Annotated in this window: 17 protein-coding genes; 10 read left to right on the top strand and 7 right to left on the bottom strand. The window is 67.7% G+C overall.

Annotated features, from left to right (window positions below; genetic code table 11):
- Positions 1 to 253: 253 nt before the first annotated feature.
- The gene (locus VGV37_RS07620; RefSeq protein WP_326879046.1) at positions 254 to 1,615 is read right to left on the bottom strand and encodes a M48 family metalloprotease; all 1,362 of its coding nucleotides are present in this window, start codon (positions 1,613 to 1,615) and stop codon (positions 254 to 256) included.
- Here VGV37_RS07620 and VGV37_RS07615 point away from each other — a divergent pair.
- The 6 genes from VGV37_RS07615 to VGV37_RS07590 all read left to right on the top strand — a co-directional run bounded on the left by VGV37_RS07615 (position 1,602) and on the right by VGV37_RS07590 (position 6,978).
- Entirely contained in the window at positions 1,602 to 3,032 is a 1,431-nt protein-coding gene (locus VGV37_RS07615) for a gamma-glutamyltransferase (protein ID WP_326879045.1), read from the top strand. The two genes, VGV37_RS07620 and VGV37_RS07615, sit on opposite strands and share 14 nt — an antisense overlap.
- Positions 3,032 to 4,180, top strand: coding sequence for a pyridoxal phosphate-dependent aminotransferase (locus VGV37_RS07610; protein WP_326879044.1), 1,149 nt, complete (start codon positions 3,032 to 3,034; stop codon positions 4,178 to 4,180). The genes VGV37_RS07615 and VGV37_RS07610 overlap by 1 nt, the downstream gene beginning before the upstream one ends.
- Before the next feature lie 8 nt (positions 4,181 to 4,188).
- The gene (locus tag VGV37_RS07605) at positions 4,189 to 4,950 is read left to right on the top strand and encodes a class I SAM-dependent methyltransferase (protein ID WP_326879043.1); all 762 of its coding nucleotides are present in this window, start codon (positions 4,189 to 4,191) and stop codon (positions 4,948 to 4,950) included.
- Between the two features lie 87 nt (positions 4,951 to 5,037).
- A complete protein-coding gene (locus VGV37_RS07600) occupies positions 5,038 to 5,859 on the top strand; it encodes an alpha/beta hydrolase (protein ID WP_326879042.1) in 822 nt (273 codons plus the stop codon).
- A 93-nt stretch (positions 5,860 to 5,952) separates the two neighbouring features.
- Positions 5,953 to 6,510 (top strand): TetR/AcrR family transcriptional regulator, encoded by a 558-nt coding sequence (locus VGV37_RS07595; RefSeq protein WP_326879041.1) that lies wholly within the window; start codon positions 5,953 to 5,955, stop codon positions 6,508 to 6,510.
- 45 nt (positions 6,511 to 6,555) lie between these two features.
- Positions 6,556 to 6,978: a nuclear transport factor 2 family protein gene (locus VGV37_RS07590; RefSeq protein WP_326879040.1), complete on the top strand. Its 423-nt coding sequence runs from the start codon at positions 6,556 to 6,558 to the stop codon at positions 6,976 to 6,978.
- A gap of 179 nt (positions 6,979 to 7,157) precedes the next feature.
- On the opposite strand, the gene VGV37_RS07585 is transcribed toward VGV37_RS07590, so the two are convergent.
- Entirely contained in the window at positions 7,158 to 10,193 is a 3,036-nt protein-coding gene (locus tag VGV37_RS07585) for a ribonuclease E/G (RefSeq protein WP_326879039.1), read from the bottom strand.
- A 557-nt stretch (positions 10,194 to 10,750) separates the two neighbouring features.
- On the opposite strand from VGV37_RS07585, the gene VGV37_RS07580 reads away from it, so the two are divergent.
- The 3 genes from VGV37_RS07580 (at position 10,751) to VGV37_RS07570 (ending at position 15,309) form a co-directional block, all read left to right on the top strand.
- Positions 10,751 to 13,465 carry a penicillin-binding protein 1A gene (locus VGV37_RS07580; RefSeq protein ID WP_326879038.1) on the top strand — a complete coding sequence of 905 codons (2,715 nt, stop codon included), beginning with the start codon at positions 10,751 to 10,753 and terminating at the stop codon, positions 13,463 to 13,465.
- Positions 13,466 to 13,530: 65 nt separating this feature from the next.
- A protein-coding gene (gene prfB / locus VGV37_RS07575) for a peptide chain release factor 2 (RefSeq protein WP_326879037.1) occupies positions 13,531 to 14,659 on the top strand; the annotation gives its coding sequence in 2 pieces (ribosomal slippage) (positions 13,531 to 13,599 and positions 13,601 to 14,659; 1,128 coding nt in all).
- 302 nt (positions 14,660 to 14,961) lie between these two features.
- Complete coding sequence (locus tag VGV37_RS07570) at positions 14,962 to 15,309, top strand: DUF6559 family protein (RefSeq protein WP_326879036.1); 348 nt, start codon at positions 14,962 to 14,964, stop codon at positions 15,307 to 15,309.
- A gap of 8 nt (positions 15,310 to 15,317) precedes the next feature.
- Here the strand turns inward: VGV37_RS07570 and VGV37_RS07565 are convergent, their stop codons facing one another.
- Positions 15,318 to 17,543 carry a YgiQ family radical SAM protein gene (locus tag VGV37_RS07565; protein WP_326879035.1) on the bottom strand — a complete coding sequence of 742 codons (2,226 nt, stop codon included), beginning with the start codon at positions 17,541 to 17,543 and terminating at the stop codon, positions 15,318 to 15,320.
- A 218-nt stretch (positions 17,544 to 17,761) separates the two neighbouring features.
- Between VGV37_RS07565 and VGV37_RS07560 the strand changes: the two genes are divergently transcribed.
- Positions 17,762 to 18,310, top strand: a complete 549-nt coding sequence (locus VGV37_RS07560) for an RBBP9/YdeN family alpha/beta hydrolase (RefSeq protein ID WP_326879034.1) — start codon at positions 17,762 to 17,764, stop codon at positions 18,308 to 18,310.
- Here VGV37_RS07560 and VGV37_RS07555 read toward each other — a convergent pair.
- Genes VGV37_RS07555 through VGV37_RS07540 form a run of 4 tightly spaced genes read right to left on the bottom strand, consistent with a single transcriptional unit; the run spans position 18,307 to position 23,349 of the window.
- Positions 18,307 to 19,044 (bottom strand): MBL fold metallo-hydrolase, encoded by a 738-nt coding sequence (locus VGV37_RS07555; protein WP_326879033.1) that lies wholly within the window; start codon positions 19,042 to 19,044, stop codon positions 18,307 to 18,309. The two genes, VGV37_RS07560 and VGV37_RS07555, sit on opposite strands and share 4 nt — an antisense overlap.
- A complete protein-coding gene (locus tag VGV37_RS07550; protein WP_326879032.1) occupies positions 19,044 to 19,862 on the bottom strand; it encodes a ferritin-like domain-containing protein in 819 nt (272 codons plus the stop codon). The genes VGV37_RS07555 and VGV37_RS07550 overlap by 1 nt, the downstream gene beginning before the upstream one ends.
- Positions 19,863 to 19,867: 5 nt before the next feature.
- Positions 19,868 to 20,332 (bottom strand): thioredoxin-dependent thiol peroxidase, encoded by a 465-nt coding sequence (bcp, locus tag VGV37_RS07545; protein ID WP_326879031.1) that lies wholly within the window; start codon positions 20,330 to 20,332, stop codon positions 19,868 to 19,870.
- Positions 20,329 to 23,349 carry a bifunctional [glutamine synthetase] adenylyltransferase/[glutamine synthetase]-adenylyl-L-tyrosine phosphorylase gene (locus VGV37_RS07540; protein ID WP_326879030.1) on the bottom strand — a complete coding sequence of 1,007 codons (3,021 nt, stop codon included), beginning with the start codon at positions 23,347 to 23,349 and terminating at the stop codon, positions 20,329 to 20,331. The genes bcp and VGV37_RS07540 overlap by 4 nt, the downstream gene beginning before the upstream one ends.
- Between the last annotated feature and the right edge of the window lie 20 nt (positions 23,350 to 23,369).

The raw sequence follows: 23,369 nt of genomic DNA, 5'->3' as shown, positions 1-23,369 counted from the left end.
AACCCCGCCGGCGGTCGGCGGCGTTCCCGTTTTGGTGATCGGTCGACCGGGATGTCATCCCTCGCGCTGCACCGGCAATTCCAAGCCGGGCGAACCAGAAGTCCGAAAGCCAGCCGGAAGCGGGAGTCGGCACGACCCGCGAGAGCCACAGGGTGCCGGGCAGCACGGCAAGCGACAGGATGCGGAAAAGCCAGCGGATCCCGGTCGCACGCAGGTCATGAGCAGTCACAGGGATCACGGTTCGGCAGACCCGTCAGCCATTGCCGTCCCGGTCCGCCTTGGACTGGCGGCGGATGTCGTCGGCGCGCAGCCAGCCCGGCGAGCCGCGCGGCAGGATCTGCGAGGCGCGCGTGGCCTGCATCGCCGCCGTCTTGCGGTCGCCGATCAGTTGCGCCTCCTCGGCCAGCGCCAGGGCGGCATTGCCGATGTTGCCGGCGCGGCCTTCGGCGATGCCTAGCTCATGCCAGCCGTCGGTATTGGTGCTGTCCATGCGCACCGCCTCGCGCAGTAGGGTAATCGCGTCGGCGTTCAGCGCCTTGTCGCCCTCGACCTCCAGTTCGGATGTGGCCAGCTCGACCTTGAGCAGCGGTTCCTTGGGCAACAGGGCCGCCGCTTTCTTGTAGGGAGCGACCGAGTCGCGGACATGACCGCTCTCGAACAGGATCTGGCCCTTCAGCTCGAGGAAATACGGGTCGTCCGGCCGCTCCTTGAGCAGGCTGTCCATCTCAGCCATGGATTTCTCGTGCATCGGCACCCGGTGGTACGCGATGGCCCGGGCATAGCGCGCATAGAGGCTGGTATCGCTTTCGGGATAGAGCTGCGTCACCTGGCCCGGCGGCAGCAGGAAGCCGCGCAGCTTGGCCAGCATGCGCTTGTGCATCTCATCGAACCCGGCCGGGTCCGGCGCGTCCGAGCTCTTGGCATGGGCCACATGGTCGCGCACGAAATCGACGCGCGTGCTGGTCAGCGGATGGGTGCGCAGATAGGGGTCCTGGTTGGCCGGCAGCAGGTATTCTTCTTTTTCAAGGATCTGGAAGAATTCCAGCATGCCGCGCGCCGACTGGTTGGTGCGGTCGAGAAAGCCGACGCCGGCCTGGTCGGCCCGTTCCTCCTGGCCGATCGAATACGCGAACAGCGAGCGCAGGCCCATGGACTGGCCGGCCGCTGCGGCGCCGGCCGCGACCGAGCCGTCGCGGGCGAGCACCGAGGCGGCGGCGCCCAGCACGAAGGCGATGATGCTTTCGGCGGTCGCGTTGTCGAGCGCTTCCTGGCTGCGCGCCAGATGGCCGCCGGCCATATGGCCGGTTTCATGGGCAATCACGCCGACCAGCTGGTTCGCCCGTTGGCTCTTGAGCAAGAGCCCTGTATTGATGAACAGACGCTGCCCACCCGCCACGAAAGCATTGATCTGAGGATCGTTCACCAAATAGATCTGAACGAAGTCGGCATCGAGCCCCGCGATACGGAACAGGGGCGTGGCATAGGCACGGATCGTATTTTCGATCTCGGCATCACGGATCAGGCCCGGCGCATCCTGTGCGGCGGCGGGAGGACTGAACGTGACGGTCGCGATCAGGCCAAGAATGAGGACCCGGTAGAGAATGGCATTCAGCAAGAGCGGCATCCTTTCGACGTCGGCCAATATCGAGCCGATCGCGGTGCGGCGTCAATCTGCCGGGCAGGCGCACCGGCGGTTCGCCCGGGCGGCAGTCAGTGCCGTGGCGGCCGTGTCGCTCGGCGGCTGCAGCACGCTCGGCTCGTGGTTCACCCCCGACAGCACCGCGGATGCCCCGACGCTGCAGACCCGCTATCTGGGTTCCGTCGCCGCCGACGAGCCGAGCGCCGTCGGCGCCGGCGACAATATCCTGCGCCAGAACGGCAATGCCGCCGACGCTGCCGCCGCAATGGCGCTGATGCTGTCGGTCACCCTGCCGTCGCGCGCCGGCCTGATGGGCGGCGGCGTCTGCCTGGTGCGCGACGCGGAGAGCGCCGATATCGAGGCCATCGATTTCCTGCCCCGTTCAGTCGCGAACAGCCCCGTCGAGATCCCCGGACTGGTGCGCGGCATCGCGGCCCTGCAGGCGCGCTACGGCACGCTCGATTGGCGCCAGGTCGTGGTCGGTGTCGAGCGCACGGCGCTGTCCGGCGTGCCGGTCGCGGCCCAGCTGACCGCGGATGCCGCCGCTGCCGGCGTGGCCCTGCCGCCCGGCGAGCGCCATGCGGAGCCGGCGCTCGCCGCCGTGTTCAGCCAATTGCGCCTGAACGGTGCCAGCGATTTCTACCAGGGCGACGTGGCGCGCCAGCTGGTCGCCGCCGGCGTACCGGCCCAGGCGCTGGCCGCTTACGCACCGGCCTGGCACCCGGCGGCCCATGTCGCATCGGGCAACGATCAGCTGTATCTGGCGCCGGGGGCGGCCGGACGCGTCGTCGCCGCCAGCTACAATGCGCTTCTCGCCGATTCGAGTGCCGCGGGTGACCCGGCCGCACGGTTCCGCATCGCCCGTGCCGCGGCGGCCGCAGCCGCCGCCCAGGCGTTGCCGGGGGCCGCGATCCAGGCCGACCAGCCGACCGCCAGCACCGGCTTCGTGGTCGCCGATGCCGCCGGCCGGGTCGTCACCTGCTCGCTGTCGATGGGCACCCTGTTCGGGACCAGGCAGAAGCTGGCGGCACCGGCACTCTATGCCGCCGGCCGGATCGCGGGCGATCCCGCGGCCCCGTTCGGGCTCATCCCCGTCATCGCCTATAACACCAACATCAATCAGGTGTTGGGCGCGTTCGTGGGCACCGGCGGCACCTCTGCTGCGGCCGACCTGGCGGCGATCGCGTACAGCACCTTGCGCAAGGGCGACGCGGCGGCGGTGTCGGTCGCGTCCCTGCGCCGGCCGGACGATACCGGGCCGACCGCCGTGTCGGACCGGGTCGCCGCGCTCAATTGCCCGAGCGGCCTGGTGCGCAGCGCCAAGACTTGCGCCATCGTCAAGGATCCGCGCGGCTGGGGCTTCGCGCAGACCGTCGATCTCGTGAGGCAGTAATGGCGCTGAAGCGCGGGACGCGGGGGCAGATCCCTTCGTTCCTGGTCATGGACGTGCTGCGCGAGGCCAACCGGCTGGCGGGCACCGGGGCCGACATCCTGCACCTGGAGGTCGGCCAGCCGTCGACCGGCGCACCCGAGGGCGTGGTGGCCGAGGCGACGCGCCTGCTGCGCGCCTCGCCGCTGGGCTATACCGACGCGCTGGGCCTGCCGCGCCTGCGTGAGCGGATCGCCGACCATTATGCGGCGACCTATGGTACCACGGTCGATCCGGCGCAGATCGCGGTCACGGTCGGCGCGTCGGGCGCCTTCCTGCTGGGCTTTCTCGCCGCGTTCGATGCCGGCGACCGGGTGGCACTCGCGGCGCCGGGCTATCCGGCCTATCGCCACATCCTGACCGCGCTCGATATCGAGGCGATCGAACTGGAAGCGACCGAGGAAGACCGGTTCCAGCCGACGCCGGCCCTGCTCGACAAGGTCGAGGGCCGCATCGACGGCCTGATCGTGGCCAGCCCGTCCAATCCGACCGGCACCATGATGGCGCCGGCCGAGTTCGCCGATCTGGCGGCCTATTGCATGCGGCGCGGCATCCGCCTCGTCTCGGACGAAATCTACCACGGCATCAGCTATGGTCGGACCGCGGCCACTGCGGCGTCGATCGCACCCGATGCGCTGGTGATCAACAGCTTCTCGAAATATTTCTCGATGACCGGGTGGCGGCTCGGTTGGATGATCGTGCCGCCGGACCTGGTCCGTGCGGTCGAGTGCCTGGCGCAGAACATGGTGATCTCCGCACCGACTCTGTCCCAGGGGGCGGCGATCGCCGCGTTCGATTGCCACGACGAGTTGCAGGCCAACGTCCGCCGCTATGCCGCCAACCGCGAGGTGCTGCTGAACGAGTTGCCGAAGGCCGGCTTCACGCATTTCGCACCGCCGGACGGGGCGTTCTACCTCTATGCCGACGTCGGCAACCTGACCAACGACAGCGAGCAATTCTGTCGCCGCATGCTGGTCGAGACCGGCGTGGCGGCGGCGCCGGGCAAGGATTTCGACGGGGGGCGGGGCAACCGCTTCGTACGGTTTTCCTTCGCCGGTTCGACCGAAACCATGGTGGCGGCCGCCCAGCGGCTCGCCGCCTGGCGCCACTGAGGCCCGCCATGGTGAGCGAGGTCGACGCCCGGTTCAAGGCGACGACGATCGGCCATGCCGATCATCGCTTCTGCAGCCCGTTGTCACCGGAAAAGGCCGCGCGGCTGGTCGACCTGCTGGACCTGCCGCCGGGCGCCCGTGTCGTCGACATCGGTTGCGGCAAGGCGGCGCTGCTGCTCGACGTGCTGGACCGCAATCCGGATGCGACGGGGGTCGGCGTCGATCTCAATGCCGCCTTCCTCGACGAGGGCGAGGTGGCGGCCCAGGCGCGGGGGCTCGACGGGCGGGTAACCCTGATCGACGAGGATGCGACCCTGCATCTGGCCCAGGACGACGGCTTCGCGGCCGCGCTCTGCCTGGGTGCCAGCCACGCGCTGGGCGACTACGGCGGTCTGCTCGCCACCGCCTTCGCCGTGCTCGAACCGGGCGGACTGCTGCTGGCAGGAGAGGGTTATTGGCGCCAGCAGCCGCATCGCTCCTACCTGGGCGTGCTCGGTGCCGACGAGGAGGATCTGTCGGATCACGCCGGCAATGCCGAGCGGGCCGCCCGCGCCGGCTTCGAGGTTCTGTACACGACCACGGCCAATCCCGACGAGTGGGATGAATACGAGGGGCTGTATTGCCGGGCGAAGCTGCGCTGGGCGGCGGCGAACCCGCACGACCCGGACGCGGCCACCATCGCCGCCGACGCGCGGCGTTGGCACGACGCCTATCTGCGCTGGGGGCGACAGACCCTCGGCTTCGGCTATTACCTGCTGCGGCGCCCCTGAATATCCGGCTTTTCTAATGAACGCTGCGACGCGGAACCCGGCAGTCGCGCCGGCATTGAGTGATCTCCATAGCACGAGGTCACCATCATGCCGTTCATCGAGACCGACGACGAAACCACGCTGTTCTACAATGACTGGGGTGTCGGCAAGCCGGTGGTGCTGATCCACGGCTGGCCGCTCAACGCCGACATGTGGGAATACCAGGCGACGTTCCTGGCCGAACAGGGCTTCCGCGTCATCGCCTATGATCGCCGCGGCTTCGGTCGCTCGGATCAGCCCTGGAATGGCTATGACTACGACACGCTCGCCGATGATCTCGCTGCGATCCTGGAGGAACTGGCGCTCGACGACGTGACCCTCGTCGGCTTTTCCATGGGCGGCGGCGAAGTCGCGCGCTATCTGGCGCGCCACGGCGCCGCGCGCGTCTCGAAGGCGGCCTTGATCTCGGCGGTGACGCCGTTGCTCGTGAAGCGGCCCGACCACGAAGATGGGGTCGACATCGGCGTGTTCGACAAGATGATCGCCGGCCTGCGCGAGGACCGGCCGAGTTTCCTGGCCGGTTTCGGCAAGCAATTCTTCGGCGCCGGCCTGCTCAACCTGTCGATCTCGAGCGAGGTCCTCGCCTGGGCGCAGGGCATGGCGATGCAGGGATCGCCCAAGGCGACCCTCGATTGCGTCCGCGCCTTCTCCGAAACCGATTTCCGCGCCGACATGGCGGCCTTTACCATGCCGACCCTGATCGTCCACGGCGACGCCGATGCCACTGTGCCGATCGACGTCGCCGGTCGGGCCGCCGCGCGGCTGATACCGACTGCGGTGCTGAAGGAATACGAAGGCGCCGCCCACGGCCTGTTCTTCACGGAAAAAGACCGGCTGAACGCGGATCTGCTGGCGTTCATAGGCGAATAGTCCGATCCCGCATCCTGTCCAGCGATGGGATGCGGGCCTTGACAGCGAAGCGATCTCGGATGATATAGAAAGAACGTTCTATATGGAGTGACAATGCGAGCGACGACGGAAGAGGTCCGCGACCGGTTGCTGGATGCGACCGAACGGCTGGTCTATCGCGACGGGATCCACGGGACCGGGGTCGATACCATCCTGGCCGAGGCGTCGGTCGCGCGCATGAGCCTCTATAACCAGTTCGGCAACAAGGATGGCCTGGTCCTGGCCGCGCTCGACCGGCGTGATCGGCGCTGGATGGCCTGGTACGAAGCGCGGGTCAACGGTGCGGCCCCCAACGGGGCGGGGCGCGTGCTCGCGCTGTTCGACGCGCTCGACGACTGGTTTCGCCAGCCGGACTTCCACGGCTGCGCCTTCATCAACGCGGTGGGCGAACTGTCGGATCCGCAGCATGAGGTCCGTCAACTGGCCGCGCGGCACAAGCAAGCGCTTGCGCGCTTCGTGGCGGACACTTGCGCGGCGGCGGGGCTCGTCGGTCTCGATCGGGCGCTGTTCCTGCTGATCGAAGGCGCCATCGTCGCGGCCATGGTCGAGGGACGCCCCGATCCCGCCGCCGATGCCCGCGCCGTCGCGACTCGGCTGGTCGCCGTGGGCTGAAGTCATCCAAAATAGACCGAACGTTCGTTCAATCAGGAGACCGAAATGTCAGCGCCGATCATCAAGCCGCCCTTCACTGAAGAAACGGCCCGCGCCAAAGTCAAGGCGGCAGAGGATGCCTGGAACAGCCGAGACCCGGCCCGCGTCTCGCTGGCCTACACGCCGGATTCCGACTGGCGCAACCGCGACCGCTTCATCCACGGACGCGACGAGATCCGCGCGTTCCTCGCCGACAAATGGGTGCGCGAGCAGGACTATTACCTGGAAAAAGAACTGTTCTGCTTCTCCGACACGCGCATCGCCGTGTGTTTCCAATATGAATGGCACGACGCCGCCGGCCAATGGTGGCGCTCCTACGGCAACGAAAATTGGGACTTCGATCCGGACGGCCTGATGGAAAGGCGCCAAGCCAGCATCAACGACGTGAAGATCGCCGAGACAGATCGAAAATTCCGAGGCAAGCGGTAGGTTCGATCTCGGTCGAGCGGCAGCCGACGCGGCTCGTCCGGGGATTGGGTGGGTTGCCATAAATCTATCTGCGATGCGCAATTGCAGACTTGGTAGGGGCGGCAATCAGGACCACCCCAAACGAAACAGCCCCGGGTGATCGTTCATCCGGGGCTGTGTTCATGGCGACGGCGGGCCGTCTATTCGATCAGGCGTTTCCACCAGCCGCGGCGAGCCGGGCCGGCCGGCTCGGGCTCGGCGGCCGGCGGTTCGACCGGAGCCGGCTCGATCGCCGGAGGCGCTTCGGCTGCAATCGGTTCCGGTTCGACCGGGGTCGCTGCCTCGGCGACAGGTTCCGGCGCCGCTTCGACGGCAGGTTCGGTCACGGTCTCAGCCAGTGCTTCGGTTTCGGCCTTCTTGCGGGCCGGGGCACGGCGCCGCTTCGGCTTTTCGGCCGGGGCTTCGTCCACCACGACCGGCTCGACCGGTGCCTCGACCTCGGCTGCGACCGGCTCGGCGGCAGTGGCTTCGATCGGCGCTTCCGCGTCCGCGGCTTTCTTGCGGGGTGCCCGACGGCGCTTCGGCTTTTCCCCGGAGACGGCTTCGATCGTCTCGGCGGCTTCGGCCGGCGCCGCATCGGTCAGGACCGGCACGGTGACGGCTGCTGCCGGCTGGGCGGGGGCTGCGTCGGTCTCTTCACCCGGCATGGCAAACAATTGCTCGCGGCCGTCGCGGGCATAGTCGAGCGCCGAGGGGTATTCAAGCGGATCTTCCTCGATCGGGAAGCCCGCCGCGTCGGCCGCGGGAGCCGGTGCGCCGGTCTCGTCCTCGCGACGCCGACGACGCCCGCCGCGCTTGCCGCGCCGGCGGCGCTTGCGTTCGGCGTCCGACAGACCGTCGGCTCCGATCGCCTCGACCGGCGCCGGAACGGCCTCGGTCTCGTCGCCTTCGCCGGCCTGGTCCGCCTCGGTCTCGTCGTCTTCCTCATCGCCCTCGGCGGAACCCTCGGCGCCATCGGCACCCGTGCCCTGCTCGTCGCCCGGACGCCGACGCTTGCGCCGACGCCGCTTGCGGCGCGGCCGATCTTCGTCGCTGCCGGCTTCCTCGCCGGCCGGCTTCTCGCCGCGCGGAGCCTGCTCGCGGGTCTCGCCCTCGGCCTCGACCGGCTCGTCGAGCCCTTCCTCGATATATTCTTCTTCCTCTTCCTCCGGCTCGACCACGATGGTCGGGACGGGGAGGGCCGCCAGTTCCTGCGGGGTCAGCGCGCGCACGCGCTCCAGCCGGAAGGCCGGCGGCACCAGCGTGTCGTCCTGCAGGACCATGACGCGGAAGCCGTAACGCTGCTCGATGATCGAGAGCGTGTCGCGCTTCTGGTTCAGCACATAGAGCGCGATCGGCGTCGGGACGTAAATCGCGACCTCGGCGGTGCGGCGGCGGATGCCCTCTTCCTCGAGTGCGCGCAACACGACCAATGCCGTCGATTCCGTCGAACGGATCGTGCCGGTACCGTTGCAATGCGGGCAGATCTGGGTCGAAGCTTCGATCAGGCTGGAGCGCAGGCGCTGACGCGACAGTTCCAGCAGGCCGAACGGGCTGATCCGGCCGAGCTGGATGCGCGCCCGGTCGTTCTTCATCGCTTCCTTGAGCTTTCGCTCGACGGCGCCCTGGTTGCGGCCGTCCTCCATGTCGATGAAGTCGATGACGACGAGGCCGGCCAGATCGCGCAGGCGCAACTGGCGGGCAATTTCCTCGGCCGCTTCGAGATTGGTCTTGGTCGCCGTCTCTTCGATGTTGCGCTCTTTGGTCGAGCGGCCGGAATTGACGTCGATCGAGACCAGCGCCTCGGTCGGGTTGATCACGATGTAGCCGCCCGAACGCAGCTGGACGACCGGATTGTGGATCTGGTCGATCTGAGCGTCGACCTGGAAGCGGTGGAACAGCGGGATCGCCGGATCGCGATAGGGACGAACACGCGACGCATGGCTCGGCATGAGCATGCGCATGAATTCCTTGGCGGTTCGGTACCCGTCCTCGCCCTCGACCAGCACTTCCTCGATGTCGCGGGCATAGAGGTCGCGGATCGCGCGCTTGATCAGGCTGCCTTCTTCGTAGATGAGGGCGGGCGCCGAGGATTGCAGCGTCATCTCGCGGATCTCGTCCCACAGACGCAGCAGGTACTCGTAGTCGCGCTTGATCTCGGCCTTGGACCGTTCGCTGCCGGCGGTGCGGACGATGACGCCCATGCCTTCCGGCACCTCCAGCTCCTCCATCAGCTCCTTCAGGCGACGGCGGTCGGTGGTCGACGTGATCTTGCGCGATACGCCGCCGCCACGACCGGCGTTCGGCATCAGCACGCAATAGCGGCCGGCGAGCGACAGGTAGGTGGTCAGCGCCGCGCCCTTGTTGCCGCGCTCTTCCTTCGTCACCTGGATCAGCAGGATCTGCCGGCGCTTGATGACTTCCTGGATCTTGTAGCTGCGGTAATGGCGCGTGCGGGGCCGCGACTGCACTTCCTCGAAATCGTCACCGCCCACGGTCTCGACCGTGACCGGCGCCTCTTCCGACTGCTCGATATGGCTGGAACCGCCCTCGGCATCGCCCTGAAGGGCTTCGACCGGCTGGCTCTCGCCGATGGTTTCGGCGTCCGTGCCCGGCGCTGCGTCGGTCGATGCGACATCGAACGGCGTGGGCTCGGTGACTTCGACCGCGTAGACGGCGCCGACGGTGATGCCGTCCGTCGCGGCCAGGGTCGGCGGCGCATAGTCCACCGGCGCCGGCTCGGGCTGATCGTCGACCGCATGCTCGTGCGCGGAATGGTCGTGATCCTCGGCACCATGATCATGGTCGCCATGGTCATGGTCGTGGTCATGAGCCTCGGCATCATGATCCGGCTGCTCGTGATGTTCGTGCGGGGCGAGCTGGAGATGGTCGTCGTCGCCATGCTCGTCGTCATAGCGCTCGGCCGCGAGCATTGCCTCCCGGTCGCCGACCGGGATCCGGTAATAGTCCGGATGGATTTCGCTGAACGCCAGGAAGCCGTGGCGGTTGCCGCCGTACTCGACGAAGGCGGCCTGCAGAGAAGGCTCTACCCGCGTGACTTTCGCCAGGTAGATGTTGCCCTTGATCTGCTTTTTGGTGGAAGTCTCGAAGTCGAATTCTTCGAGGCGGTTGCCGTTGAGAACGACGACCCGGGTTTCTTCGGGATGCGTCGCATCGATCAGCATACGTCGTGCCATCAGGCATCTACTCCGGAGCACGGCCGGTCTCACGCCGTGCGAAAACCGGCGGGACAGCGCGCTCTCGTTTGGCCGGGCCGGCGGAACCCTCGAAAACATCCTGCCGAACGGCGCTCTTGCGGGCGCCATGGCTGGGTTCATCGGGTCCCCGCGATTCGGATAGTTACCCGAACCTGGCCGCGGGGGTTTCATAAAAGGATCCGCTGAGGGGCCACGCCCCCGCCGGAACCCGGTCGGAGCGCTAAAGGCCGCATCCGACGATCGGGCTCTCCGGGGCGGCGTCGCCGCATCGACAGGTCGACTCGGCTTCCCCAGGGATTTTCGCGAAGCCGACAATAGACAGCGACGACGCGCACGACAACCCTTAAAGCGGCCGTGATCGACCGTCGTCGCGCATACGGCACTCTTCCGGAACCTTCGGGGCTGCCGCGACGTAAATACGCTTGGCAAGGCCGGTGCCGAGGCGCCATACCGATCGCGCTGGCGACAAGGGCTTTCGACCCGCCGGCCGCCGTCTGGTCCGGCGCCCGTTCTTTCATACGAGCCCATTGCCGCGCATGCGTTACGTACAGTCGCTGCTCTTCACGCTGTTCCTGCTCCTGGTGCTCGGCTCCGGGGCGGCTTACATCGTCTATCAGCATTACGCGTCGGACCTGCCGGACTTCGAACAGCTGGCCGACTATCAACCGCCGATCATGACGCGCGTCCATGCCGGCGACGGCCGGCTGCTGGCCGAATATGCGACCGAGCGCCGCGTGTTCGTGCCGATCTCGGCCATCCCGCCACGCGTCGTCCAGGCGATGCTGGCGGCCGAGGACCGTGAATTCTTCACCCATGGCGGCGTCAATCCGGCGGCCATGGTGCGCGCCGCGCTCCAGAACCTGCTGCATGTCGGCCAGGGCCGCCGCCAGATCGGCGCCTCGACCATCACCCAGCAGGTCGCCAAGAACATGCTGCTCGGCAACGAGTACAGCATGGCGCGCAAGGTCAAGGAGGCGATCCTCGCCGTCCGCATGGAGCAGGCGCTGACCAAGGAGCGCATCCTCGAGCTCTATCTGAACGAGATCAATTTCGGCCGCGGCGCCTATGGCATCGCGACCGGCGCGCTGGTCTATTTCAACAAGTCGGTCGACGAATTGACCGTGTCCGAGGCGGCGTTCCTGGCGGGCGCCGTCAAGGGGCCGACCAACTACGACCCGGCGCGCCATTACGATGCGGCCAAGGGCCGGCGCGACTATGTCATCGACGGCATGGCCAAGATCGGCGCCATCACCGAGGCCGAGGCGAAGGCGGCCGAGGCCGAGCCGATCGTGCTGAAGAAGCGCGACGAGACCCAGGTGTTCTCGGCACCCTATTACACCGAAGAGGTCCGGCGCGAACTGCTGCAGCGCTTCGGCGAGGACCGGGTCTACAAGTCGGGGCTTTCGGTCCGCACCAGCCTCGATCCGATCCTGCAGAGCTATGCCGACAAGGCGCTGCGCGATGGGCTCGTCACCTACGACCGCCGCCATGGCTGGCGCGGTCCGGTCAACCATCTCGATCTGGCCGCCGACGCCAAGGGCTGGCAGCAGGCACTGGCCGCGGTGCCGATGCCCGGCGGTGCAGCACCTTGGAAGCTGGCTCTTGTGCGCGAGGTAAAGCCGGATGCGGCCGAGATCGGCTTTGCCGACGGTACGACCGGCACCCTGCCCATGAAGGAAATGGAATGGGCGCGGCCCACGACCGACGACCAGCATGTCGGCGCCTCGCCCAAGACGGCCGAGCAGGTCGTGAAGCGCGGCGACGTGGTGCTGGTCGAGGCGATCATGACCGAAGCGCCGGCCGTCAAGCCGGCGGCCAAGGGCAAGGGCGCCAAGGTGGCGGCGGTCGAACCCGCGGTACCGCCGCCGCCGCCGACCTTCTCCCATTGGGCGCTGCGCCAGATCCCGAACGTGTCGGGTGCCATCGTGGCACTCGATCCCCATACCGGCCGCGTGCTGGCGATGGATGGCGGCTGGTCTTATGACACGAGCCAGTTCAACCGGGCGACCCAGGCCTATCGCCAGATCGGCTCGACCTTCAAGCCGTTCGCCTATCTGGCGGCGCTCGACAATGGCATGACCCCTTCGACCCTGATCCTGGACGATCCGATCGAACTCGAGCAGGGACCGGGCCTGCCGATGTGGCGCCCGCATAATTTCGAGGGCGGCGAGGCGCCGGGCCCGCAGCCGCTGCGCGTCGCGATCGAGAAATCGCTCAACCTGATGACCGTGCGCATGGCGACGACCATCGGCATCGACAAGATCGCGCCCTACATCGAGCGGCTGGGCCTGATGGACAAGATGCCGCTGCTCTATGCCCAGGTGCTGGGCGCGGGCCAGACCACGCCGCTCAAGCTCGCGACCGCCTATGCCATGCTCGACAACGGCGGCAAACACATCACCCCGTCGCTGATCGACCGGGTCGAGGATCGCGAGGGCAAGATCGTGTTCAAGCACGACACGCGTGCCTGCCCGCGCTGCGGCGACTACGCCTGGGGCGCCGACGGCGGCGTGCCGAGCCTGCCCGACGAGCGCGAGCAGGTGCTGGATCCAGCGACCGCGTACCAGATGGTCAACATCATGCAGGGCGTGATCCAGCGCGGCACGGCGGCCTCGTCGGTCGGCAGCTTTTTGAAGATGCCGCTCGCCGGCAAGACCGGTACCACCAACGACATCTTCGACACCTGGTTCGTGGGCTTCACGCCCGACCTGGTCGTCGCGGTCTATGTCGGGTTCGACACGCCGCGCACGCTGGGCCGTCAGGAGCAGGGCGCGCGCACGGCGGCCCCGCTGTTCACCGAATTCATGACCGATGCGCTGAAGGACAAGCCGGCGGTCGATTTCCGCATCCCGCCGGGCGTGCGCCTGGTGCGGGTCAATGCGGCGACCGGGCAGTTGGCCGAGGGCGGCGAGCGCAACGTGATCTGGGAAGCCTTCAAGCCCGGCACCGAGCCCAGCCCCAGCGACCAGGTCGTCGACGGCGGCGGGATCGAACCGGGCTCGATCGGGGATGTCGACCAGAGCAATCCGCCGATGGACGATCAGTCGGCGTCGAGCGTGGGCCAACCCCAGCAATTGCCACCGCCGGGCGCCGTCGCGGGCGCGATGTCGCAGCCCGGTAACGGGGGCCTGCCCGCGACCCTGGGCGGTGCCGTGCCGCCACCGCCGCAGGCCCCGACCTCGGCCTCGCCCCTCCCGCCGCCGCCGCGTCCCGCCACGGCACCATCGACGGGGACGGGCGGACTGTATTAGAAACCCGGTTCCGGTCCGGCGGCGGTTGCCGTACGGGCGAACCAATTTGACCCATGGAGTGACGCATGCGTGCGGAAATTCTAGCGGTGGCCGACGAGATCCGCTCGTCGTTGGCCCTGCTGAGGAGGCATCTTTGACTGGGAGAAATCTCTCCGTCGTTTCGATGAGCTGAACGCCAAGGCCGAAGACCCGAACCTGTGGAACGACGCCGCCGCCGCACAGGAGGTGATGCGCGAGCGCAACAAGCTCGACAATGCCATCAACGGCTATCGCAAGATCGAGGCGCAACTGGCCGACGCGCTCGAGATGATCGAGCTGGCCGAGGCCGAGAACGAGCCCGAGCTGGTGACCGAAGCGGAGGCCAATCTCGCGACGCTCAAGGCCGAAGTGGCCAAGCGCGAGCTGGAAAGCCTGCTGTCGGGCGATGCAGACGCCAACGACTGCTACATCGAAATCCATGCCGGTGCCGGCGGGACCGAGGCGCAGGATTGGGCGCTGATGCTCGTGCGCATGTACACGCGCTGGGCCGAGGACCACGGCTACAAGACCGAGTGGCTGGAAGAAAGCCCGGGCGAAGAGGCCGGGCTCAAGTCCGCCACGCTCAAGTTCATCGGCACGAACGCCTATGGCTGGCTGAAGACCGAGAGCGGTGTGCACCGCCTGGTGCGCATCTCGCCGTTCGACAGCCAGGCACGGCGCCAGACCAGCTTCGCGTCCGCCTGGGTCTATCCGGTGGTCGACGACAAGATCGAGGTCGACGTCCAGGAAAAGGATTGCCGCATCGATACGTTCCGGGCGTCGGGCGCAGGCGGCCAGCACGTCAACAAGACTGACAGTGCGATCCGCATCACCCATATCCCGTCCGGCATCGTCGTGTCGTGCCAGCAGGACCGGTCGCAGCACCGCAACCGCGCGGTCGCCTGGGACATGCTGCGCGCCCGCCTCTACGAGGCCGAGTTGCAGAAGCGCGAGGCCGCGGCCGATGCCTTGAATGCGACCAAGACGGAGATCGGCTGGGGCCACCAGATCCGGTCCTACGTGCTGCAGCCCTACCAGATGGTCAAGGACCTGCGCACCGGCGCCGAGACCGGCAATTCCGGCGCCGTGCTGAACGGCGACATCGACCTGTTCCTGGAAGCCTCGCTCGCTTCACGGCTGAAGGGTGTCGAGGGGGCGGTCAGTGATCTGGATTGATCTCAACCATAGTCGGTCGAGACTGTGGCGGCGTCAGGCCTGAAATTGCTCTGCCGCGCCGCGTGGATGACCGGGTCGAGCCCGGTCATGACGACGGAAAGAGCTAGCAGACCAAGAAGCCACTGCGGTGGCGGGAAAAGCGATGAGCGCGGCGAACTCCGGTCGTTCGACAGAATAACCGGCGCGCTGTGGAGTCCACTGAGTGCGTAATCTCCACAAAACCCAGAATCGACGATAAGATGAGGTTGCTGACGAAACGCGGAACATGGCGTCATCGAACCCCGAGCGGATGGCATGGCCAGATGGGTCTGATCGAGAGATTTCGCTTGCGGCAGGCAGGCCGCCGGTATGCGCAAAGACTACAGACGGCGCTCGTCATCGGTTACGGGGCATCGCCCTTTTATACCGCAGGCCAGATCGACGCCGCCGTTCGCCGGCAGAAGCTCCAGGTCTCCTTCGTCTGGCTTGGATATGCCGCCTTCTTAACCGAGCCGGATTTTGATGCCGCGACGCAAGGCATGGTCCTGCCGCTGACTTACGAGCAGGTCCGCACATTTCTCGAAAACTTTCGCGCCTCGTCCCTGGCCTCCAGCCGATGGGAGACCACCGTGACCAACTCCGACTGGATGAACTACGAGGGCAATCCCTGAGCAGGGTCCTACCCCCGCCGCGCCCGCTCGCCTGGTCCCACCTTCCGCCCACCCTTTGCCGGTTGCTGCATGAACGGCGTGGTGCCGCCCGGCTTGCGGCTGGTCGGTCGGGTCGAGGGCGCGCCCTTGCCGGTGCCCGGCGGCTGCCAGGCGGGCACCAGTTGGTGGGCGCCCGGGCCGATCAGGTCGGCGCGGCCCATCGCCTTCAGCGCGTCGCGCAAGGTCGGCCAGTTTTCCGGGTCGTGGTAGCGCAGGAACGCCTTATGCAGCCGCCGCTGCTTCAGGCCGCGCGCCGAGAATACGGTCTCGCCGTCCTTGCGCCGGATCGGGCGGAGCGGATTCTGCTCGGTATGGAACATGGTCGCCGACAAGGACATGGGCGAGGGCAGGAAAGTCTGGACCTGGTCGGCGCGGAACTTGTTGCGCTTCAGCCAGAGCGCCAGGTTCATCATGTCCTCGTCCGTCGTGCCCGGGTGGGCCGCGATGAAGTACGGGATCAGGTAATACTGCTTGCCGGCTTCCTTGGCGTATTTGTCGAACAGTTCCTTGAACCGGTCGTAGGCGCCCATGCCGGGCTTCATCATCTTGGATAGCGGCCCGTCTTCGGTATGCTCGGGCGCGATCTTGAGGTACCCGCCGACATGGTGGGTCACCAGCTCCTTGATGTATTCCGGGCTCTTGACCGCGAGGTCGTAGCGCAGGCCGGACGCGACATGGATCTTCTTGATGCCCTTGATCGCCCGCGCCTTGCGATACAGCTCGATCAGCGGCTGATGGTCGGTGTTGAGGTTCTTGCAGATGTCCGGATAGACGCAGGACGGCCGGCGGCACACTGCCTCGATCTTCTTATCCTTGCAGGCGAGCCGGTACATGTTCGCGGTCGGGCCGCCGATGTCGGAGATGACGCCGGTGAAGCCCTCGACCTTGTCGCGGATCTCCTCGATCTCGCGCAGGATCGAGGTTTCCGAGCGGCTCTGGATGATGCGGCCCTCATGCTCGGTGATCGAGCAGAAGGAACAGCCGCCGAAGCAGCCGCGCATGATGTTGACCGAGAAACGGATCATGTCCCAGGCCGGGATCTTGGCGTCGCCATAGGCGGGATGCGGCGCCCGGGCATAAGGCAGGTCGTAGACCCCGTCCATCTCCGGCGTCTGGAGCGGGATCGGCGGCGCGGTCAGCCACAGTTCCTTGTCGCCATGGCGCTGCACCAGCGGGCGTGCGTTCCCGGGATTGCTCTCCTGGTGCAGGATGCGCGACGCGTGGGCATAGAGGATCTTGTCGTCCTTGACCTGTTCGAACGCCGGCAGGCGCACCACGGTGGCCGACGGATCGGGGCGGGAGCGCGCGAGCGCCGCCGCATCGGGCGCCACCCGCTCGCCATTCTCGTCCAGGTCCAGTTCGTCCAGGTCCAGTTCGTCCAGGTCCAGCACATCCAAGTCCGGCCCGGTCGGCGCCGGGGTCTTGCGCAGGCTTTCCGATACGACCCACGGGCCGCTGTCGGCGGTCAGTTCCGGCACGGCCTCGTCGACCAGGTCGGGCGCGACCACGGTGAAACCGTCCGGCACTCTGTCGACCAGGAAGGCGGTGCCGCGGATATCGCGGATCTCGCGCACCCGTTCGCCGGCGGCCACGCGATGGGCGATCTCGCAGATCGCGCGCTCCGCATTGCCATAGACCAGGATGTCGGCCTTGGCATCGACCAGGACCGAGCGGCGCACCTTTTCCGACCAATGATCATATTGCGCGATCCGGCGCAGCGACGCCTCGATGCCGCCCAGCACGATCGGCACGTCCTTGAACGCCTCGCGGCAGCGCTGGCTATAGACCAGCACGGCGCGGTCCGGCCGCTTGCCCATGGCACCATCGGGCGTATAGCTGTCGTTGTGCCGCAGCCGCCGGTCGGACGTGTAGTGGTTGACCAGGCTGTCCATGTTGCCGGCGGTGACGCCGAAGAACAGGTTCGGCTTGCCCAGCTCCTTGAACGCTTCGGCGCTGGTCCAGTCGGGCTGCGCGATGATGCCGACGCGGAAACCCTGGGCCTCCAGCAGCCGGCCGATGATCGCCATGCCGAAACTCGGATGGTCGATATAGGCGTCGCCGGTCACGATGATGACGTCGCAGCTGTCCCAGCCCAACGCCGTCATTTCGGCGCGGCTCATCGGGAGGAACGGCGCCGGTCCAAAGCGCTTCGCCCAGAACTTGGAATAGGTGAACAGGTTCTTGGCGTCGAGCATTGGCTCCGCTCCGGCCGGCAACGCGTGAGAATCCGCCACTAATAACGTTCGAGCCCATCGATGCAAGGGCATGGAGGGCAGGGGCGCGTGGAAGACAGACCGGCTTTTTCAGGCTTCCTGGTTTGAATTCATCGGAGAAAACGCGCGTTTCCCGATGGCTTCGCATTCCAACTGCGCCGGGATGCCGACAAAATCCTTCGGTGAAACGAGAGGAATCCATGACCGAATTCATCATTCTCCCTGGCATCGGCGGATCGGGCGAGACCCACTGGCAATCCCATTGGGAAATGGGAAATCCGCAAATGCGCCGCTTCCGGCCGCGGGATTGGGATCGACCCGATCTCGATGACTGGCTCGCCGCGCTGGACCGGGCGGTCGCGGCGGCCAACGGGCCGCCGGTGCTCGTGGCCCACAGCCTCGCGTGCCTGCTGGTCATCCATTGGCAACGCGCTTCGTCCCTCCCCATCGCGGGCGCCTTTCTCGTCGCCGTTCCGGACCCGGATTCCCCGGCATTCCCGACCGAGGCCGCAGCTTTTGCGAAGACGCCCGTCGGCGATCTTCGATGTCCTTCGCTCATCGTCGCCAGTTCCGACGACCCTTACGGAACGCTCGACCATGCGCACGCGAAAGCCGGCGAATGGGGCAGCCGCATCGTGGAAATCGGTCCCGTCGGTCACATCAACGGCCAGAGCGGCCTTGGTGCCTGGCCGGAAGGGCTGGCTTTGCTGACGGCATTTGCCCAGCAGACCATGCGGGCGGGTGCCTAAGGGATCTCGATCGCCAGCCCGTCCTCGGCGGCGTCGATACCCAGTTCCGCGACCCGGTCCAGCATCTCGGGCGACATGTGGGTGACGATGACCCGCTTGGCGCCGATCTCCGGCAGATGGAACTGGAGCGTCGCGTAGTCCAGGTGGAAGCGGACCGGACGATCGTAGAAATAGGCCTCGGCGATCAGCAGGTCGGCGTTCCGGCCGGCGTCGATCAGCGCCGGCACCCATTCGGTGTCGCCGGTATAGGCGATGACCTGGTCATCGGCCGCCAGTCGCAAAGCCAACGACGGCGCGCCGCTCGGGTGCAGGACCTCGAAGCCGGTCACGGTCAGGTCGTCGATGGTCTCGGGCGTGCCGGGCTCCAGCTCGACCACCGTGACCGCGAACTTGCGCGCGGCCTTGCTCGAGCCGGCGAACATCGCCTCCATCAGCCGGTCGAGGCGTTCGGCGAGGCCGGGCGGCCCGACCAGGGTCAGGGGTGTCGTCCGCCGGCTGACCAGCTGCGCATCGAGGATGAAGAACGGCAGGCCGCCGAAATGGTCGCCATGCAGATGGCTGATCAGGATAGTGGCGATGGCGTTCGGATCGACACCCGCACGGCGGATCGCGATCATGCTGGAGGCACCGCAGTCGATCAGCAGGCTGGCAGCGCCGCGATCCAGGTGGAAGCAGGTATTGAGCCGCCCACCGCTGCCGAACGCATCGCCGGTGCCGAGGAAGGTCAGGCGCATTAGGCCCTTTCCCCGTCAATCAAGGCCGCCAGCGGTTCGTAGAAATCCGCCGGCAGGCCGGCCAGGTCGCGCGCCTCGGTGTTGAACGGGCGCTTCAGCGCGCCCTTGAAATGGCGGCGCACCAGGTCCTGCCAGGTCGGTTCCGGATTGAGCGACCGGGTCGCGCAGACCGCGTCGAACCAGCGCCGGCCGATGGCGACATGGCCGATCTCGTCGCGATAGATGACGCGCAGCACGTCGGCACTCGCCGTATCGCCGAACCGGTCGAGCCCCAGGATCATCTGCGGCGTGACGTCCAGCCCGCGCGCTTCCAGCACCAGCGGCACGATGGCGAGGCGTGCCAGCAGGTCATGGGCCGTCGCCTCCGCCGCCTGCCACAGCCCGTCATGGGCCGGCAGGTCACCGTAGGCGGCGCCCAGGTCGGCGAGCCGCGTGGCCAGCAGGCCGTGATGGGTCGCTTCCTCGTCGGCCACCTTGACCCAGTCGCTCCAGAATTCCCGGGGCAAGGCCGGATCTGCGAAGCGGGCGACCAGGTCCCAGACCAGATCGAGCGCGTTCAGCTCGATATGGGCCAGCGCGTGCAGCAGGGCCACTCGGCTGGGCAGGCCACCGCCGGAGCGGCGCTTCGGCATGTCGCGCGGCAGCAGCAACGCCGGTGCCGCCGGTCGCGCCGGCCGGTCGGGCGGCGGCGGACCGGCACCGAGCTCGATCCCGCCGGCCCGCCATCGGTCGGCGAGCGCATGGGTCAGCCGGATCTTCTCGGCCGGGGCGGCGGTCCGCAGGATCTCGACCGCACCGTCGACGAGGCTCGCCGCCACGCGGTTCAGAGCGCCTTGGCCGCTTGCAGCACCGCGTCGACATGACCGTCGACCTTGACCTTGTGCCAGATGCCCCGCAGCACACCGTCGCCGTCGATCAGGAAGGTCGCGCGATCGATGCCCATGTATTTCTTGCCGTACAGGCTCTTCTCGACCCAGCACCCGTAGGCCTCGGTCACTGTGCCGTGGACGTCGGCGCCCAGCGTGAACGGCAGCTCGTACTTCTTCTTGAACTTGTCGTGCTTCGCGGCCGTGTCCTTGGACACGCCGATCACGACCGCGTCCACGCTGCCGAAGTCCGGCAGGGCGTCGCGGAAGCCGCAGGCCTCCTTGGTGCAGCCCGGCGTGTCATCCTTGGGGTAGAAATACAGGATGACCTTCTTGCCCTTGAGGCCGGCGAGGCCGATCGTGCCGCCGCCGTCGGTCGGCAGCGTGAAATCCGGGGCCTTGTCGCCGATGCTGAGGCTCATGGTAGCTTGATCTCCGTCGGTTGATGGTCTGGGTCGGCGAGCCGCAGTGCGGCAGCGGGGCGGGCGACCACCCGTTCGTAGAGGGCAAGGCCGCGCGCTGCCATCTCGTCCAGCCGGTCGTGCGCTTGGGTGGCGTCCTTGGTGCCGGTCGCCCGGGCCAGCGCGCGGGCCAGAAGGTCCGGCGCGCCGCTCTGCTCGGCTTCCTTGCCGAGCGCAACGCGCAGCACGCCCTGCACCTGATGCCAGAAATATAGGCCCTCGAGCAGTTCGGCACCGATTTCCGGATCGATCCGGCGGGCCGCGATCAGCTGGCGGAACGCCACGGCCGTCGCGGTCGCCAGCACGCCCGGATCTTCCGGCCCGACCCGCAGTTGCAGGTACTGCGCGATGAATTCCAGGTCGACCAGCCCGCCGCGCCGGTGCTTGGCATCCCAGGGCTTTGGCTTCGGGTGGGCCTTCTCGATGCGGATCCGCATGTCGTCGACGTCGAGCAGCAGGCGGTCCGGATCGCGCGGCTTGGTCAGGATGCCCCCGATCGCCGCCTCGACCTCGCGGGCGAAGCCGGCCTCGCCCGCCACGGCGCGGGCACGGGTCAGCGCCATGCGCTCCCAGGTCCAGGCCTGGTCGGCATGGTACTTCAGGAACCCGTCGAGGCTGGATGCGATCGGTCCGGCATTGCCCGACGGCCGGAGCCGCATGTCGACCTCGTAGAGATTGCCCTCGCCCGTCGGCGCCTGCAGCGCGTTGATCAGCCGCTGGCCCAGGCGTGCGTAATAGGTCGTATAGGCCAGCGGCTTCGGCCCGTCCGAGGTGTCGGCATCGTCCGGCACCGAATAGACGAAGATCAGGTCGAGGTCCGACAGCTGGTTCAATTCGAAGCTGCCGAGCTTGCCCAGTCCCAGCACGACGAAACGGCCGCCGGGAATCTGGCCGTGCTGGCGGGCGAATTCCTCTTCGACCCGCGGCAGCAGGGCCGCGATCACGATGTCGGCCACGGCGGAGAAATGCCGGCCGGAGCGCGCGCCCTCGATACGGCCCTGCAGCAGCTGGACGCCGATCTGGAACTTGCGGTCGTTGGCCCAGCGCCGGGTCAGGTCGAGCACGTCCTCATAGTCGCCGGCACGCGCCACCGACAGGCCCAGGTCGCGGGTCAGCGCGCGGCGCAAGCCCCGTTCGTCGTTGGGCAGCGGGATGAAGAAGGCACCGCTGATCACGCCGTCGAGCAGGAGCGGGCGGCGGGCCAGCTGGACCGCGAGCTGCGGCGACTCGCCCATGATCTCGGCGACCAGCTGCAGCAGGTCCGGATGATGCTGGAACAGCGAGAACAGCTGCACGCCGGCCGGCAACCGGCCCAGGAACTCGTCGAACCGGGTGAAGGCGAAATCCGGGTCGGCGGTCTTGCCCAGCACGCGCAGCAGGGCCGGGGTCAATTCGGTCAGCAACTCGCGGGCGCGGCTGCTGCGCGTGGCGCGGATGCGGCCATGATGCCAGCCGCGGATCGCAGCGGCGACCGGGGTCGGCGACCTGAACCCCATGGTCTTGAGCGTCGCGAGCGTGTCCGGGTCGACTTCCTTGCCGGTGAACACCAGGTTGCCTTCCGCCGACAGCGTCGGGGCGCCGCGGAACAGCTCGGCGAAATGCCGGCGCACGACCGACAGTTCCTGGCCCAGGTCGGCGGCGAACCGCGCGGCATCCTGAAAACCGAGGAAGATCGCGAGCCGGTCGAGCGCCTTGGGATCGGTCGGCAGGCTGTGGGTCTGCGCGTCCTCGATCATCTGCAGCCGATGCTCGACCCGGCGCAGCACCCGGTAGGCATGGGCAAGGTCGTCGGCGATCGGGTCGGCCAGCCGGCCGGCCGCCACCAGGCCTTCCAGCGTCTCGATCGTGCCGGGGCTGCGCAGCGCGGGTTCGCGGCCGCCCCAGATCAGCTGCTGGGTCTGGGCAAAGAACTCGATCTCGCGGATGCCGCCGTGGCCCAGCTTGATGTTGTGGCCAGCGAGGCCGGGCGCCGGCGCGCCATGGCGCGCGTCGATCTGCCGCTTGATCGAATGGATGTCGCGGATCGCGGCGAAATCCAGGTGCTTGCGCCAGATGAACGGCCCGAGCGCCTTCAGGAAGGCCTGGCCGGCCGGAATGTCGCCGGCGACGGGCCGCGCCTTGATCATGGCGGCCCGTTCCCAGTTCTGGCCGACGCTGCCGTAATAGCCTTCGGCCGCCGCGACCGAGACTGCGGGCGGTGTCGAGGCCGGGTCGGGGCGCAGGCGCAGGTCGGTGCGGAAGACGTAGCCATCGGCGGTCCGTTCCTCCAGCAGCTTGACCAGGTCGCGGGCCAGCCGCGCCATCAGGCTCTGGACGTCGTCGCGCCCGCGGTAATCCATCCGGTCCGCATCGAACAGGATGATGAGATCGATGTCCGAGGAATAATTGAGCTCGTGGGCGCCCAGCTTGCCCATCCCCAGCACGATCACCCCGCAATCGCGTTCGGGGTCGTCCGGATGGGCGAGCGCCAATTGTCCGAGCTTGGCGGTGCCGACCAGCAGATGGCGCCAGGCCGCCTTCAGCGCCGCATCGGCGAGCGCGCTCAGCGCGCCGGTGACCCGGGTGAGGGGCCAGATTTCCGCGATGTCGGCCAGCGCGATGACCAGGGCGGCACGGCGCTTGGCGACGCGCAGCTGCGCCATGGTGTCGCCGCGCGGCTCATGCCCGGTCAACGCCTCCAGTCCCTGGAGCGCCGCCGCGAGGGCTGCCTCGGCGCCATCGGTCAGGGTAGCCAGCACCACTGCCGGCTCGCGCAGTGCCAGCCGCGTCAGGTAGGGCGAATTGCCGAACACGGCGTCGAGCCACGCGCGCGCCGTTGGATCCGCCGCGACCGCCGCCATGGCGCGGCCGAGCGATTCGTCGACAGCGGCACCGGCCGCGGCCCATCGCTCCCATTCGGTCTCGGCCTGGGCGATATCGGCCGGTGCCGGCAGGCGTGCCTTGTGCACCCGTTCGGCCAGCGTGAAAGGCAGGGACATCCCGGTTCCTCTTGTGGCTC

The organism is Aliidongia sp., from assembly GCF_035943795.1.
In the GTDB taxonomy this organism is placed as follows: Bacteria; Pseudomonadota; Alphaproteobacteria; order ATCC43930; family CGMCC-115725; genus Aliidongia.
This window is presented reverse-complemented; position numbering and strand designations above follow the sequence as displayed.